The sequence below is a fragment of the Clostridium sp. 10cd* genome, from assembly GCF_044336395.1.
Lineage (GTDB): Bacteria > Bacillota_I > Bacilli_A > Erysipelotrichales > Erysipelotrichaceae > Clostridium_AQ > Clostridium_AQ innocuum.
In genome coordinates, this window is record NZ_CP172347.1 from 3,804,413 (window position 1) to 3,819,836 (window position 15,424).

The 15,424-nt window shown below is 41.6% G+C and carries 13 protein-coding genes; 5 read left to right on the top strand and 8 right to left on the bottom strand.

Features of this window, described 5'->3' with window-relative positions; genetic code table 11:
* Positions 1–166: 166 nt before the first annotated feature.
* The 3 genes from ACG3M1_RS18995 to ACG3M1_RS19005 form a co-directional block, all read right to left on the bottom strand.
* Positions 167–1,636 (bottom strand): GntR family transcriptional regulator, encoded by a 1,470-nt coding sequence (locus tag ACG3M1_RS18995; protein WP_008818651.1) that lies wholly within the window; start codon positions 1,634–1,636, stop codon positions 167–169.
* Between the two features lie 693 nt (positions 1,637–2,329).
* Positions 2,330–2,677 carry a YolD-like family protein gene (locus ACG3M1_RS19000; RefSeq protein ID WP_008818650.1) on the bottom strand — a complete coding sequence of 116 codons (348 nt, stop codon included), beginning with the start codon at positions 2,675–2,677 and terminating at the stop codon, positions 2,330–2,332.
* Positions 2,667–3,923, bottom strand: a complete 1,257-nt coding sequence (locus ACG3M1_RS19005; protein WP_009270542.1) for a DNA repair protein — start codon at positions 3,921–3,923, stop codon at positions 2,667–2,669. Before ACG3M1_RS19005 ends, ACG3M1_RS19000 begins: the two co-directional genes overlap by 11 nt.
* A gap of 158 nt (positions 3,924–4,081) precedes the next feature.
* Between ACG3M1_RS19005 and ACG3M1_RS19010 the strand changes: the two genes are divergently transcribed.
* Positions 4,082–4,678 carry a LexA family protein gene (locus ACG3M1_RS19010; RefSeq protein WP_002605765.1) on the top strand — a complete coding sequence of 199 codons (597 nt, stop codon included), beginning with the start codon at positions 4,082–4,084 and terminating at the stop codon, positions 4,676–4,678.
* Positions 4,679–4,724: 46 nt separating this feature from the next.
* Here ACG3M1_RS19010 and ACG3M1_RS19015 read toward each other — a convergent pair whose 3' ends face one another.
* Positions 4,725–5,255 (bottom strand): dihydrofolate reductase family protein, encoded by a 531-nt coding sequence (locus ACG3M1_RS19015; protein ID WP_008818648.1) that lies wholly within the window; start codon positions 5,253–5,255, stop codon positions 4,725–4,727.
* A gap of 276 nt (positions 5,256–5,531) precedes the next feature.
* Positions 5,532–6,632, bottom strand: coding sequence for a glycerol dehydrogenase (locus ACG3M1_RS19020; RefSeq protein ID WP_002605767.1), 1,101 nt, complete (start codon positions 6,630–6,632; stop codon positions 5,532–5,534).
* A 437-nt stretch (positions 6,633–7,069) separates the two neighbouring features.
* Between ACG3M1_RS19020 and ACG3M1_RS19025 the strand changes: the two genes are divergently transcribed.
* Both ACG3M1_RS19025 and ACG3M1_RS19030 read left to right on the top strand, forming a co-directional pair.
* The gene (locus ACG3M1_RS19025) at positions 7,070–9,337 is read left to right on the top strand and encodes an ATP-binding cassette domain-containing protein (RefSeq protein WP_008818647.1); all 2,268 of its coding nucleotides are present in this window, start codon (positions 7,070–7,072) and stop codon (positions 9,335–9,337) included.
* A gap of 191 nt (positions 9,338–9,528) precedes the next feature.
* Positions 9,529–11,142 carry a collagen-like protein gene (locus ACG3M1_RS19030; protein ID WP_008818646.1) on the top strand — a complete coding sequence of 538 codons (1,614 nt, stop codon included), beginning with the start codon at positions 9,529–9,531 and terminating at the stop codon, positions 11,140–11,142.
* Positions 11,143–11,227: 85 nt separating this feature from the next.
* Here ACG3M1_RS19030 and ACG3M1_RS19035 read toward each other — a convergent pair whose 3' ends face one another.
* Both ACG3M1_RS19035 and ACG3M1_RS19040 read right to left on the bottom strand, forming a co-directional pair.
* Positions 11,228–11,548 (bottom strand): hypothetical protein, encoded by a 321-nt coding sequence (locus ACG3M1_RS19035; protein ID WP_008818645.1) that lies wholly within the window; start codon positions 11,546–11,548, stop codon positions 11,228–11,230.
* A 241-nt stretch (positions 11,549–11,789) separates the two neighbouring features.
* The gene (locus ACG3M1_RS19040) at positions 11,790–12,164 is read right to left on the bottom strand and encodes a hypothetical protein (RefSeq protein WP_008818644.1); all 375 of its coding nucleotides are present in this window, start codon (positions 12,162–12,164) and stop codon (positions 11,790–11,792) included.
* Between the two features lie 372 nt (positions 12,165–12,536).
* Here ACG3M1_RS19040 and ACG3M1_RS19045 point away from each other — a divergent pair, with 372 nt between their 5' ends.
* Together ACG3M1_RS19045 and tgt are read left to right on the top strand one after the other, a co-directional pair.
* Positions 12,537–13,181, top strand: coding sequence for a queuosine precursor transporter (locus ACG3M1_RS19045; protein WP_008818643.1), 645 nt, complete (start codon positions 12,537–12,539; stop codon positions 13,179–13,181).
* A complete protein-coding gene (gene tgt / locus ACG3M1_RS19050; RefSeq protein ID WP_002605773.1) occupies positions 13,168–14,388 on the top strand; it encodes a tRNA guanosine(34) transglycosylase Tgt in 1,221 nt (406 codons plus the stop codon). Before ACG3M1_RS19045 ends, tgt begins: the two co-directional genes overlap by 14 nt.
* Before the next feature lie 428 nt (positions 14,389–14,816).
* Here tgt and ACG3M1_RS19055 read toward each other — a convergent pair whose 3' ends face one another.
* Positions 14,817–15,356: a methylated-DNA--[protein]-cysteine S-methyltransferase gene (locus ACG3M1_RS19055; RefSeq protein ID WP_008818642.1), complete on the bottom strand. Its 540-nt coding sequence runs from the start codon at positions 15,354–15,356 to the stop codon at positions 14,817–14,819.
* Positions 15,357–15,424: the final 68 nt, after the last annotated feature.

Below are 15,424 nucleotides of genomic sequence, written 5' to 3' on the forward strand. Positions count from 1 at the left end.
TCTGACATCGTTTATAGTTTGTTATTTTCGATACGTACAAAAGACTGCCCGCACCAAATCAATTCTGATTTCTGTGTACAGTCTTTTTTCTACCTGTATCCACGCTAAATTTTTTTATTTCCACTTCTGCATTTGTAATCAGGAAACCTTTTCATTGAATAATCGTTTATATATCCATTCTGAATGAAATCATTTTCAAATCCTTTGCCTCTTTTACTCCAGCATATTCCAGCTGACTGCGAACCTCTTCCAGTACAAGATAGAACAGATATTTCATCTCACTCACATATAACTGCCCATCCCTTGTTTTCATGGCATATCGAAGCACATCAAAGGTATGACAAAATATCGACTGATATCTCTCTTTATCCAAATGGCAAATAAACGGATAAACCCATAGAATATGCTGTTTTAGCTCTTCAAAAATGCTCTTTAGGCTTTCCTGCTTATTTACATCCATGATAGAATCACAATACTCACAAATTAGTCTCACCCAATTTATACTTGTGATTTCTGTATTTGATAATGCTTGTTGGAGTTGTTCATGGCGTTGCACCATACTTGTAAAAGACATAGTGGTAAATGCCTGGCAAGTTAACTGTAAAATCTGAAGACACTGCATACCTTCAATCACACGTTCTCTGACACCGTTGTCTTCCAGCATCTCATGAATTCTGTTTTCCTCACATTGAATTACTTTCATTCCCTTACCGCCAATAGGCTGTATAACACCGGTCGCCTGAAGAATTGACATAGCCCGTCGCAGAGTCGGTTCACTCACCTGATAAATCTCGCAAAGATCCAAAACCCGTGGAAGGCGACTCTCTACCGGATATATCTGGTAAATGATATCCTTCAATAAACTGCTTGCAATATTATAAATCTGCCGTGGCCGTCCACGATATATATTCCAGCGAAAGCTTACCTTACGCTCAGGTTTTCGCTGTGGAAGCTTAGCATAGCACTCCTGTGTTTTTCTGGAATCATCCACAAAGTATTTTTTCGTTATTTCATATATATCCTGATGAGTCAGCTGCTTTTGATGTATTGCATCAATAAATGCGTGTACCTTCGTAGTATCACTATGCGCACGAATTCCCTGCAACACCATAGAATCCTTTATTTTTTCATAAAAAGACAGTCTTCCAAATATTGCGACCTCCATATAAAGACAGCAAACCAGCGGATTTCCAAATACAGAGAGGACCGTTTCCACAAACGCCACGACTGTACGTTCACCCTGCATCTGATCAATACTTTTATGAATTGCGGCATATTGTTCCTCTTTAAGCAAACACAAAGCCTGGGTAAACAAATCAGGAAGCAAAATATTGCGTATCTCACACAAATCCTGTACTGCATATTTTCTTTCCAGAAAAAACTGAATGCAGTTCTCTCTACACTCCTCTTCGTTAAGTCCCAGTGTAAGACGTGAATGCCTGCCACGTGACATCTCTATGTAGTGATGTTCCTCCAGGAGCTTAAAGGCATGAATGACGGGACGCCTGGAAACCTGAAATCGTTCAGCAAACTGTGAAATAGTTGGGAGCTTTTCTCCCTGACGGAAAATCCCAAAGCGGATTGCTTCTTCAATATAATTATAGATCCACTCATGCAGACTCATTTCTTCTTTCATCCAATCATCCTCCTTAACGCTTATTCATCCTTATCTTATCACACCATTTACCTTGCAACAAATGCTTTTATGAAAAAATCAGCTGTTTAGCGCTCGGCATGTATGCCTTGCAGCTCCTTCAGTTACAAGGATACGAATTTTAAAAAATGAATATATGTTTATGACTCCGTTCGCAGGTTAGTAATGATATCATTCTTACAAACACTCATATAAAAAAACTATGGAGATATTTATCAAGACTTACTTTGCAGACTCCTCAACACCTCTTGATTCCTAGAAATTTTCTGAAATTTTATAGGCTCCTTTGTAGGCTTATGATATCCCTGCAATTGCCTGTTATTAGAATTTAATCAAAAATTCCTGCTCGATAACCATTATGATGAATTTGCACTCTCAACCGATATATGCTCAATCTGTGAAGGAAAAGCAGAAGAAATAAGAATCTGCTGCAGAGATTATTTGTGCTTCAGTGTATAAATTTCCTGCCTCTGCACATGTTTGCTGAAAAGAGATTATATAGGCATGTCTGAAACCGCTCATTTATCTTTTAGAAACAGCTCAACGTGATTTCTTTTTAAAACAGCAGCTGCCATTTCAGTTCTTTCTTACTTCTGGGTGGCAAAGTGGATGTTTCAAATTCATTGATGCATTAGAGTTGAATTATCCTTTATTTCTTACCGTTGAGTAATCCCCTTAGTCCCAACTGATATTTTTTAGATTCTCCGCCTGAATTTCAATGATATCACGAAAGTGTATCACCTTATCCACAATCTGAATAATGTGCAAATATTCAGGATCAAATTTAGACACCAACCCTTTCACTTCTACATATTCCTGCTGATCATAATAAACAATTTTAACCATTTGACCCTTTTGAATCTGCTGTAATTTACGATCCAATACCTCACAGGCATCCGAAGAAAGCTGCTTTTTGTCAACTACCACGCGTTCCTTACATTTCAAGTAATCACGAAAGCCTTTCAAAGAATCAAAGGGCAAGAATAATTTCGCACGACTCGTATGATTCTGTTTATTCTGCATTGTGACCACCTACAAGCTTATTGCGAGATATTGCAGTTGCCTTATTCAGGAGATTCATCCCCTTTATCACAGCATTTTTTCCGAATTTGTGTTTGATATTAAGTAAAGTAAGCTGTAGTTTCTTCTCTTTTTCCAGAGCATTGAAATCTGTGAATAAATCATATGTCTCATACATTTCATCAACTACATTTCCAAAGCTGATAGACAGCATATGTACCAGCTCCTGACGATTTACTGTTTCCCTATACAGTTCAATAAATGCATTACGCAGATATGCATACGAGTTAGTTACATTGGATAATTTTCTGGAGCCTCCGGTTGCCTTTACATTTCTTGCTGAGTAACCGATATACAGACCGATATGATCCGTTACCCGGTGAGATTCCACAAGATTCTGTACATTTAGCTCAACCATCTCCTTCAGGACCAGCAATGCCTCTTCATAATTATAATCCTCAAATAAAATCTGACTGTTTGACAATGAGTTGCTTTTTGATTTATATGCCTTTATTTCCTTGATGGTCGTCGGTTCCCTGCCCCATGCATGATCGATCAGATATTCTGCATTCACACCAAACTCCCGATAGAGAATTCGCTCATCCATATGTGCAATATCATACATATCAGCCACACTGTACTTTTCCAGCCTCTTGGAAATTCCACGTCCAACCTGCCAAAAGTCAGATACAGGCTTATGATGCCAAAGCGTCTCTCTATACAATTGCTCGTCAAGTACCCCCATGTTATCCTTCGCATGCTTAGCAGTTATATCCAATGCAATTTTAGCAAGGTAAAGATTTGTACCAATACCTACTGTTGCCGTAATACCGGTTGTTGTGTAGATATCTTGCAATATCATACGGGCAAGCTCCTTTGCACTGACACTGTACATCTGCAGATATTCGCTAACATCCAGAAATGCTTCATCTATAGAATACACATGAATATCCTCTCTGGATATATATTTTAAGTATATCCCATAAATATCAGCAGAATACTGCATATACAAATTCATTCGCGGCATGGCAGTGATATAGGAGATATTATCCGGTATTTCAAAAATTCTGCACCGGTTATGAACTCCCTGTTCTTTCATTTTCGGTGATACTGCCAGACAGAGCGCACCTTTACCTCTGGAGGGGTCTGCGACAACCAGATTAACTGCAAACGGATCGAGCTTGCGCTCCACACATTCAACAGAAGCAAAGAATGTTTTTAAATCAATGCATAGATAAGCCTTCATCATATCTCCACCTCTTCATCTGCGATTATACTACCATAAGTTGCATTTATCAATATAAAATGCAACTTTTTAATGCAAATTTTTTATTTTTTAAGAATTTAATGAAATTTCTTGCAACTTTTGTTATTCTAATTTATAATGATGAAAAGAGGTGAGTCATTATGCAGCTAAAAGATTTATTAAATGAATATAAATGCCGGATGAGTGTTACCAATGACTATATAGCAGAGCATGTCGGCGTCAATAAATCAACGGTTTCACGGTGGATGAAGGGTGAGACTAAGGTCATGAAGCCTGCTGTTATTGAAAAGCTTTCTTATCTGCTGGGGACAGATGTAGAATCCTTATTAAAGAATTCTGACAGATTTGAAAAGCCGCTGCTTGGAACAGCAAAGGCCGGATATGGATTATTTGCAGAAGAAAACTTGGCAGGCTATGAGGAGGTATCAAAGAGCGATTATTATCGGGGCGATTATTTTCTTCGCGTCTGCGGTGACTCCATGACAGGTGCTCATATACATGATCAGGATCTTATCTATGTAAAGCAGTGTGATGATGTAAAAAGTGGTACTATCGCTGTTATCCTGATTGGAAATACAGAGGTGACCGTAAAACGCATTATAAAAAAAGAACCTTTCCTCATTCTGGAGGCAGCCAATCCCACAGTGCCTGCCCGCTACTTTACGCAGGAGGAAGTGAGAGATCTCCCTGTAAAAATTATTGGAAAAGTTCTTTACAGCCGCTCTGATATCGCCTGATTGAAAAGTATTTCAATGCATTCGAGGCAGTGTGGTTTTTTCTGCCTTATCTTCGTTTATATATCAAATCTGTAATGCCGTTATACGATTTAGAGGCAGCAAGCTTTAATTTCAAAATTGTTTTTCGCCCTTGAAATAATGGTATACCGCTGCCTAATATAATCGGAATCACAGAGATATGATAAGTATCAATTATATTCTGTTCAATTAAGGGCTGAATAATATCTGCACCACCGCATATCCAAATATCTTTTCCTTCCTGCCTTTTCATATGCAGTATACTTTCACATATGTCTCCCTGAATGAAATGGATATTTTCCTTACCGATCAATTTCCGATGTGTAAATATATAGCTTTCCAAATGTTCATAAAGCCAACGTTCTGGTGAAAGCTCCGTAATTATTTGATGATAGGTATTCCAGCCCATTATCACGGTATCCACATCCTGTATGAATTCCTGATAAGACACCATATCATCCTGTTCAGTTTCCTGTCCCTGCAGCCAGTCAACAGATCCATCCTTTTTTGCTATATATCCATCAAGACTCATCGCTATAAACAACGTTACATTTCTCATAGTATCTCTTCTCCTTTGCATCAGCATAACATAATACTATCATTCTGTAACAGGAGTATGCCCTTTTGATAATCAATTATACAAGAGATATGTTTATCCAATAGCTGCCTCATAATGGAAAAGAGTGCATTACAATGCCAGCGATTTGCTACAGCTACATTTCAGGATGTCGTTTCTGAATATACAGAAAAGCAAAAACAGACAGAATGGCGTCATCATCCACTCTATCTGTTTGCTATAATCTGTAATGTAATTCACACATTTACTTGGTGTGTATCAGCTTTCATTAAGGAAATAATGTCCATAAGCATCTGCCGCGATAATAGCCGCATACACCTTATCCGGAGTGACCTCAAACGGCATATTATGCAGTGTATCATTTTCCGCACATGCTGCCTTCGCTACTGCCATTATTTTCTCTTTTGTGATTTCAGCAGCACCAAGCTCCTCCAGTGTAACAGGTAATCCAAGCTCAATACAGAATTCTATGATTTCCTGCAGCTCAGCAGCTTCAACATTTTCTAAAACCAGCTGTGCAATGGTGCCAAATGCAACCTTCTCGCCATGATACATATGGTGGCATTCCTCCAATACAGTCAGACCATTATGAATCGCATGAGCTCCTGCAAGACCAGCGCTCTCGAAGCCAATGCCGCTAAGCAACGTATTAGCCTCTATAATCTTTTCAACAGCAGGAGTACACACGCCTGCTTCCAAAGCAAGCTTCGCCTTCACACCTTCCTCCATTAAAGTTTCAAAGCACAGCTTTGCAAGTGCCATAGCAGCTCCGGTAACCTTACCGCCTGCGCAGCTCACCGCATCACTCTGCTCACATGCCCGCGCTTCAAAATAGGTTGCAAGAGCATCCCCCATCCCAGCTACAGTAAGTCTTACAGGAGATTTTGCAATGATATCTGTATCCATCAGGACCAGATTCGGATTAGCAGGTAAAAAGAGATATTCTTCAAAAACCCCTTCATCTGTATAGATTACGGAAAGTGCACTGCATGGAGCATCTGTTGACGCTATGGTTGGACAAATCAAAACAGCAGTTTTTTCATAATGTGCAACCGCCTTGGCTGTATCAAAGATTTTTCCTCCACCGATACCTATCACAAGATTACATGTGTTTTTCTTCATAACTCCACGTAACCGCTCTATTTCATGTTTTGAACATTCTCCATGAAAATAATCAAAAATAAACGTACAGCCTGTTCCAGCAAAGCTGTTTTCAATATCCTTTCCAATTCTGCGATATCCGCCCTCACTGATCAAAATCAGTGCTTTCGTTCCATACCCTTCTGCGTATACTCCCAGTTTTTTCATTTCACCAGCACCCTGTACATATTTTCCAGGGCTAATTAAAACCTTTGCCATGTTACCACCATCCTTTTCTATGGCAATTCATTTCTTTATATATTGTAAGATAGCGTTTTCACAAAGTCAATGAATCTTCTGTAAAAAACATTGGCCCTATCTGTTTTCACAAGACATGCTGATCGAACAGGTATTCCAGTCTCATTATAAAAATCAGACAGTTTCATATAAAAGCAATATGTAAATGATGTCTTGCATCTTCATTTGTCATTATCCGTAAATGAACATCAATGTAATACGGTTAAGCAACTTGTCTCATAGTAAATCATCAAGCTACAGATGATATCGTCTTAAAATTACGAGAAGGCACAGCTATATGAAATCATGCTATAAGATGTTATCTGCTTCAAAAACAGAATAACCCTATTGACTCTACCATTAGGGGAGACTATATAATGAGTATTGATATTTATCATGAACTAGCAAAGGAGTTATAAATGAAAAAACAAGACAGCATAGTGATTCGAGGACTGAATCAAAATAACCTGAAGCATGTATCTCTTACCATACCTAAAGACAAAATTGTTGTATTCACGGGAGTATCCGGCTCTGGAAAATCCAGCATTGTATTTGATACAATTGCTGCAGAGAGTCAACGCCAGATGAACGAGACTTATACTGCTTTCATACGAGGACGCCTTCCTAAATTCGAAAAGCCTAAAGTAGATCACATCGATCATTTGAGTGCCTCAGTTATTATCGATCAAAGCAGACTACAGGGGAATGTCAGATCAACCGTTGGCACCATCAGTGATCTTTACTCTGCTATGCGACTGCTATTCTCGCGAATAGGCTCCCCCTATATAGGAAGCGCCTCCTGTTTCTCCTTCAACGATCCAAGTGGAATGTGTCCGGAGTGCTCAGGGCTTGGAAAAGTTATTGAACTGGATATATGTAAAGCACTAGATCCCGAGAAATCATGGAAGGAGGGAATGGTCGATCTTCCTGCCTTCCATCCTGGTAACTGGTATTATCGACAGTACACAGAATCCGGTTTGTTTGATCTTGAAAAGCCGCTTAAAAATTATAGCGAACAGGAATACAATCTTCTTTTATACGGAGCCTACAAACGTGGAGACAAACGGTTGAATAAACGTGTTGAAGGTATTCACAATCATTTTTCAAGACTTCTTATCAACCGGGACCATTCGGGTTCCTCTGAGGTTTCAAAAAAACGTTTAGAAGAGATGATACAGGAAAAAGAATGCCCACTTTGTCATGGTAAGCGATTAAATGAGCATGCTTTGTCCTGTAAAATCAACGGATTTACAATTGCTGATCTTTGTGACATGGAGTTTCTGAAGTTACGGGATGTTATCAGTGGAATAAAGGATGCAAGAGTAACCACAATCATAGAGGCTCTAACATCATCTCTAAGCCGTATGATTGATATCGGGCTTCCATATCTGAGCATGAACAGAGAATCCTCCACACTATCAGGGGGTGAAGCACAGAGACTGAAGCTGGTTCGTTATATGGGGAGCTCCTTGACAGGTTTAACCTATATATTTGATGAGCCAAGCACAGGCATGCATCCAAGAGATGTATACAGAATGACAGATTTGCTTCGCAAGCTGAGAGACAGAGGAAATACAGTTCTGGTAGTAGAACACGATAAGGATGTCATCAGAATAGCAGATGAAATAATAGATGTAGGCCCACTGGCAGGAAGAAATGGAGGGAGGATTATGTTTCAGGGAAGCTATGAGCAGCTTTTATGTTCAGATACACGAACCGGTCATGCAATGCGTGAGCAAATCAGGATAAAAAATCAGCCCAGAATCCCAACTGAATATCTTTCCATAAATAACGCATCACTACACAATCTGAAGCATGTCTCTGTGGATATTCCTCTGCATATTCTTACAGTGGTGAGTGGCGTGGCAGGTTCAGGAAAAAGCTCCCTTATCCGTGATGTCTTTGCAAAGCAATACGAAGACCGTGTAGTCCTCGTGGATCAGACGCCAATAACTGCAACCGGCCGGTCTACACCGGCAACCTTCCTGGATTTCAGTAATGATATCAGAAAGCTGATGGCAAATGAACATCACATTGATGTCGGTATGTTTTCCTTCAACAGCAAAGGAGCATGTCCGCATTGCCATGGAAAGGGAATTGTTGTTACAGAGCTCGTATTTATGGACCCTGTAACAACCGTATGCGAAATGTGCGAAGGAAAACGCTACAGCGAGGAGGCATTATCTTATGAGTACCGTGGACATAACATAGCCGACATTATGGAATTAACCGTTGAAGATGCATTGGAATTCTTCAATGACAAGCCAAAGATTTTCAGAAAACTGCGCACCCTGCACGAGGTAGGTTTATCCTATCTGTCACTCGGACAACCACTTTCAACACTTTCCGGTGGTGAGCGTCAGAGAATTAAGCTTGCAAAGCATCTTAAAAATAAAGGAAATATTTTTATACTGGATGAGCCAACTACTGGTCTTCATGCATCCGATATCAAAAGTATCATGAAACTGCTGGAAGGCTTTGTAGAACGAGGTAATACAGTTATCATTATCGAGCATAATCTGGATGTGATGAAGCAGGCAGATTATATCATAGATATCGGACCGGATGGCGGTACTGCAGGTGGAGAGGTTGTTTTCATGGGGACACCAAAGCAAATGCTTGAACAGGCTGACACTATAACTGCACACTATTTAAGAAAATCCTGTTATGAAGTAACACAGCAATAGCCTTTCGAATGTACAAAGCAAGAGCAAGCGTCAAACACGGTAAAATAGAAAAAACAACCTTCTTTTTCAGAACCCCCTTTTGCATTGAATACATTCAAACAACCATAAGCATGGAGAAACCTCTTGGTAACCAAGCAGAATACCTATGATACTTAAGAAAAGCGACATAACATAGACTGGAGGTGAAGAATATGCTGAAGATGCTGGAGGATACTGGGATTACAGGTCCTACCGGGCCTACAGGTCCCACTGGACCGACAGGTCCGCGAGGTATTACAGGAAGCACAGGAGCAAACGGCGCTACAGGTATCAGTGGTGCGACGGGGCCTACTGGTGCTAATGGAAGTACAGGTCCTACCGGAGCACGAGGTGCAACAGGACCAAATGGTGCAACGGGCGAAACAGGACCGAAAGGCACAACCGGTGCGACAGGGTTAACAGGAGCGACAGGAATCAGCGGTGCGACGGGGCCTACTGGCGCGAACGGAACAGCAGGACCAACAGGTTCCAGAGGCAATACAGGACCAACAGGAGCAACTGGAAACACCGGTATACAGGGAGCTACCGGAGCTACGGGAGAGAATGGAGCAACGGGGGCTACAGGGGCAAGTGGTGAACCTGGTTTACCAGGAGCGAGCGGACCTACAGGTGCAACCGGAAACACAGGACCGACTGGAAGTGATGGAGCGACAGGTGCAACCGGAGAAACCGGGGCAGCAGGCAGCACAGGCGCGACAGGCGCAACGGGCGCGGATGGCGTTAGCGGGCCCACAGGGGCAACCGGCAATACAGGTCCTACTGGGGCCATTGGTGTTACAGGACCGATTGGAGCAACCGGACAAAACGGAGAAGCAGGACCGACAGGTCCTGCTGGCAATACCGGAGTTACGGGTGCCACCGGGGATACAGGTCCTACGGGAAATACCGGAGCGACTGGCAATGATGGAAATACTGGAGCAACCGGAGCGACCGGCAATACAGGAGCTGATGGCATACAGGGATCTACAGGTCCCATCGGGCCCACAGGTTCAACCGGAGCAACTGGAATAACCGGAGCGACCGGGATAAGTGGTATAACAGGCGCAGACGGAGCTACAGGTCCTACCGGGGCCACAGGCAGCACAGGCGCGAACGGCATCACAGGACCGACAGGTGCAACCGGCAGCACGGGAGCTACAGGACTTTCCGGCATACTGGGTGCCACAGGAGCGACCGGTAATACAGGAGCCAATGGAAGCACGGGACCGACTGGTCCAACGGGAGCTACAGGCTCTATCGGTAATACCGGGGCAACTGGTACTAACGGAGTCACAGGCGCAACCGGACCACAGGGTAATACCGGTGTAACCGGAGCCAATGGAATTGCCGGACCAACAGGAGCAACCGGTAGCACGGGGGCGACCGCAACAGCGCAAAATGGACAATTTTCTGTCAATGCATCGTCCATATCCAGCAACTCTCTCATTACATTTTCTACTGCATTTATCAACGGAACAACTATTTCAGCAGCAAGTACAACTGCAATCAATCTGAGTGCCGGACATGTCTATCAGGTTTCTTTTTTGGTAAAAGCATCTGTAACTGTAGCAGGTGCAATCGGTGTTACACCTCAGCTAAACGGTGTTTCCCAAACAGGCTTTGCGACAAGCGCCAACGCTACATTAACGGCACCAACAGTAAGTGTCAGCGGAACATTTCTTGTAAATACGCTGATTAGTGCAGATGTTCAGGTCTCTTTCCTATATACATCTTCACTGCTTGCAAACTCTCCATCTGGTGTCTTCAGTATTTTACAGATACAGTAGCTTTACCAAATTCATTGCTATTATAAAACTCCCGGACACTGTGCATGTTGACAGCAGTCCGGGAGTATTTATACAGTAAATAAATTTACAATGAAAACAGGTGTGCCAAAATCGCGATAACCTCGCCCAGCATGGTTGACATAATCAGCATGGGTAGTCCAGATTTCTTGTCCTCCTTGGATACGATGATAATCATGGGAAGAGCCAGTATTCCGCCAATCAGCCCTCCCTTTATCCACCATACCACATGAAACAACTCTGTATTCAATATGATAAACGGCAAGGTGAAATAAAATACAAATGCCGATGCTATTGAATACTTATCCAGCTTCATTTTCACCATGGGCAGAATATCTACTGCCCCGACTGCAATACCTAACATACAGGTTATAAAAAATTTGTCCATACATCCTCCTTATTTTCCTACATCTTATTAGACGGTAAATTTCTTTTATTGTGACAGTCTTTCATCAATTTATTTCACCGGCTTCAGAATTTTCATTTTACTTATTCAGCAATTATGAAAAAGGATGAAAAAGTCAGAATCTTTCACACAGGAAAAGGTTCCTGTTCTATTGTGTTTTCAATAGATCAGAAACCTTTTTCCTGCCCTACTTATGGTTTCAGACAAATCAAATTGCTGCTCTTTACTTATCTCTCACTGCTTTGAGAAGCTCATCCTTTTTCTCCAGAATATAGGCAGCCGCTGTACATGCAGGACAATCGCAGTATAGCGCTCCCTGCTGTTTGATTTCCTTTGCATGCTCCGCTACCTGAACTGCCTTCTCTTCACCAAATATCTGCTTTCCCTGATTTGATTCTGCCAGCGCAATCAAATCCTGAATAGTGACAATATCTTCCTCCAGTTCTTTCATATACGCCTGAGTTACCTCCTCAATGCGCTGTGTGCCTACCGCATCAAGCCATGTCTGAGCCGCAGCCCTTGCTTCTGCACTGCAAGTAACAGAATTCATAAGCTCCTTTGTTTTTTCTGTGATAGCATTCATCAATTCTTGTTTCATAACAATACCCTCTTTCCTATGTATACCTTCATTATACATGCTTCCTTTGCGAATGTCATTTTCCAAGTTTAAAAATCTAATTATTCTGTCAGGCTTCTTCTATAAGAATACCTCACCATATATAGAACCCGCCACTTTTCAAATAAGGCCAAAGTCATTGTTCTGCATATAAATTAACCGTTGTAATGAGAACACACACATTGGCATGAAAACTTACGTGCTCCTGCGAACTTCCACAGATAGCATCCCTGTAAGGTCCTTTCATTTTTTTAATTCTAATTCTACATCACTAACATAAAACGATAGTAATCTAACCGTATCGATCTGTATTCAATAGTTCGCATTCTAAAAAAATTATGTTATAATACTTCCATGTCAAATTTTAAACTCAGGCTTTTAATCTATTTCGCAACGATTTCTGCGAGTACGCTGTTAATTTCAAATTTAGCAGCAGTAAAGCTATGGAATTTTTTTGGTATTGCAGTTGATGGAGGTGTCGTAGTATTTCCGATCACTTATATTATCGGAGATTTGATTGTTGAATTTTATGGAAAAAAGATTGCCAAAAATATTATTCTAGCTGGTTTCTTTATTAATATACTTGCGATTATCGTGTTTTATATAGTAATCGCGCTTCCTCCTTATGAAGGATGGACAATGCAAGCTGCTATGGCAAGTGTTTTGGGATTTACTCCCCGCATTATTATCGGTTCGCTGACAGCATATGTTTGTTCAAATTTCCTGAACAATTATATATTCACAAGATTAAAAAACGGAAACGGATTTTTCGCTTCCAGCTTTATCGCGCGTGCGCTGGGCTCTTCAGCCTTTGCGCATATTATTGATTGTGTCATATTTGAGACAATTGCATTTATCGGCGTCCTTACTTTTCAGGAGTTTCTTGCACAGGCAGTATTCGCCTATGTTCTGGGAATCGGCTTTGAAATTGTATTCTCACCGATAGAAGCATTCATAGCAAACTTATTAAGAGGTAAGATAACAGATGACAAACTATAAAAATAACAATACATTCAGCTTTGAAATAATAAAGCGGATACCAGGCAAGCTTGGCCGTGCCGGTATTATTCATACACCCCATGGGGATATCAAGACACCGGCATTTATGAGTGTTGGTACAAAGGGTGAAGTGAAATTTGTATCTATGGAGGATTTGTACCTGATACAGGCGCAGGCTATGCTGAGTAACGGATACCACTTGCGTAATGCCTCCTTTGAAATTGCTGAAAACGGCGGACTTGCGTCATGGTCCGGCTGGAACGGACCTACACTGACAGATTCCGGAGGTTTTCAGGTTATGTCTCTGGGATCCGGTATGGGAAAAGTAGTCAGTATGAAGCGGGAAAATGATGTCATAAACACAGATCCCAAAGATCGACTTGCACATGTTACAGAGGATGGTGTCAGATTCCATGACCCGTTTACAGATCAGGAGGATTTTATCGGACCTGAGGAATCCATGCAAATCCAATGCCGAATCGGTGCTGATATTCATATGGCCTATGATGAGCTGACATCCCTTGCGGACAGTTATGAATATAATGTTGAGGCTTTGGCCCGTACAGAGCGCTGGGCAATCCGTAGTATAAATGAACACAAAAAGCACTGTGATGATCTTGGATATCATCAGTCACTTTATGGTGTTCTACAGGGTGGACGCTGGGAGGACCTGCGCCGCTCAACCGCTAAAAGATTTGCTGAAATGGATTTTGATGGTTATGGTCTCGGCGGTGCTTTTCTAAAGGAAAGCCTTGGTGACATATTGCGCTGGTGCTGTGAAGAGCTTCCGGAAACCAAGCCGCGGCATCTGCTTGGTCTTTCCCATCCTGACGATATTCTGATTGGTACAGAAATGGGTGCAGATACCTTTGATTGTGTTGCGCCAACCCGTGAAGCAAGGCATGGAAAGCTGTATACAAAGCATGGCCCTATCAAGCTGTCAAAGTTTACAGACAGTCCGCTTCTGCTGGATGAGAACTGTGACTGCCCAACCTGTCAAGCCGGATGGACGCGCGGAGAGCTTCGTGCATTGTGGAAATCCGGAAGCACAGAGGGTAAGCACAAATATTTCAACCTTGCTACTCTGCATAATCTACGCTTTATTATTCGCCTTACAGAGAATACAAGACAGGCAATTCTGGAGGATCGGTTTGCGGAATTCAAGGAAGCTTTCTTAAAATGCTATTATCCGCAAAGCGAAAAATAAACGAAAAGGACTATATGCGAATCATTAATGAGACCGTATATAATCCTTTTTTTTCTGCTCTGAAAACTCAAATATGCAGGCGTCTGTATTTCTACTGCACTACTCATAAAGCCACATATTGTTTCTACAATTCATGTATACAGCATGCTTGTAAGCTTACTCCCAATATAACAATAGCTTTAATAAATGCTTGATTGTATCCGTCATCACCTCATCCGTATACAGAAAGCTTTTCTGAACCTTACGCATACATAAACACATGTGTGTCGGCTTAAAGCAGTAGCAGCCAGTTAGACCATAGCATAGATTATCTCTCCAAAGCAATTACTTTAGGTGAACCTACTGTAAGTTCTATAAGGGCATACAGCATTGGTAGTATATAATCCAGATACACTGTCATTTCGCAGTCTCCAGAGGAAATCTGTCAATCACAGAGCTGTACCTTTTTTCGGAATAAACAGCCTCTTCATATCTGCCCCCTCCAGTGTAAGCAATTTGATTTTCACATCAATTCCTCCTGCATAGCCAGTTAAGCTGCCGTTTGTGCCAACTACACGATGACATGGGATGATAATGGATATCGGGTTATGACCAACAGCACCGCCGACTGCCTGTGCAGACATCTTCGGCTGACCTGTGACAACTGCCATTTTTCTTGCAATATCCCCATAGGTCACCACCTCTCCGTACGGAATCTGACATAAAAGCTTCCACACATTCTGTCGAAATTCTCCACCTTTTGGTAAAAGCGGAAGATTCTCAATCAAAGGTCTTTCACCCGCAAAGTATTTATCCAGCCAAGCTTTAGCGGATAGGAAAACAGGAATATTCTCCCTCGTGATGCATTTTTCAGTCAGTGTGCCGCCATAATATTTCTGACCCTCTAACCATAAACCGATTATGTTATCACCATCTGAAGCCAATGTTATTTTTCCAACGGGCGAAAAATAAGTCGCTTTGTAAAGCATAAGAGTCCTCCCTTCTTATAATTACCACACCATTCACAGACAGGCATATGCGAAAAGCACATTTTTAT

Bases quoted from the DNA above. Each gene is read 5' to 3' on its own strand.
- ACG3M1_RS18995 (WP_008818651.1), bottom strand. From the start codon at position 1,636: ATGAAAGAAGAAATGAGTCTGCATGAGTGGATCTATAATTATATTGAA.
- ACG3M1_RS19000 (WP_008818650.1), bottom strand. From the start codon at position 2,677: ATGCAGAATAAACAGAATCATACGAGTCGTGCGAAATTATTCTTGCCC.
- ACG3M1_RS19005 (WP_009270542.1), bottom strand. From the start codon at position 3,923: ATGATGAAGGCTTATCTATGCATTGATTTAAAAACATTCTTTGCTTCT.
- ACG3M1_RS19010 (WP_002605765.1), top strand. From the start codon at position 4,082: ATGCAGCTAAAAGATTTATTAAATGAATATAAATGCCGGATGAGTGTT.
- ACG3M1_RS19015 (WP_008818648.1), bottom strand. From the start codon at position 5,255: ATGAGAAATGTAACGTTGTTTATAGCGATGAGTCTTGATGGATATATA.
- ACG3M1_RS19020 (WP_002605767.1), bottom strand. From the start codon at position 6,632: ATGGCAAAGGTTTTAATTAGCCCTGGAAAATATGTACAGGGTGCTGGT.
- ACG3M1_RS19025 (WP_008818647.1), top strand. From the start codon at position 7,070: ATGAAAAAACAAGACAGCATAGTGATTCGAGGACTGAATCAAAATAAC.
- ACG3M1_RS19030 (WP_008818646.1), top strand. From the start codon at position 9,529: ATGCTGAAGATGCTGGAGGATACTGGGATTACAGGTCCTACCGGGCCT.
- ACG3M1_RS19035 (WP_008818645.1), bottom strand. From the start codon at position 11,548: ATGGACAAATTTTTTATAACCTGTATGTTAGGTATTGCAGTCGGGGCA.
- ACG3M1_RS19040 (WP_008818644.1), bottom strand. From the start codon at position 12,164: ATGAAACAAGAATTGATGAATGCTATCACAGAAAAAACAAAGGAGCTT.
- ACG3M1_RS19045 (WP_008818643.1), top strand. From the start codon at position 12,537: ATGTCAAATTTTAAACTCAGGCTTTTAATCTATTTCGCAACGATTTCT.
- tgt (WP_002605773.1), top strand. From the start codon at position 13,168: ATGACAAACTATAAAAATAACAATACATTCAGCTTTGAAATAATAAAG.
- ACG3M1_RS19055 (WP_008818642.1), bottom strand. From the start codon at position 15,356: ATGCTTTACAAAGCGACTTATTTTTCGCCCGTTGGAAAAATAACATTG.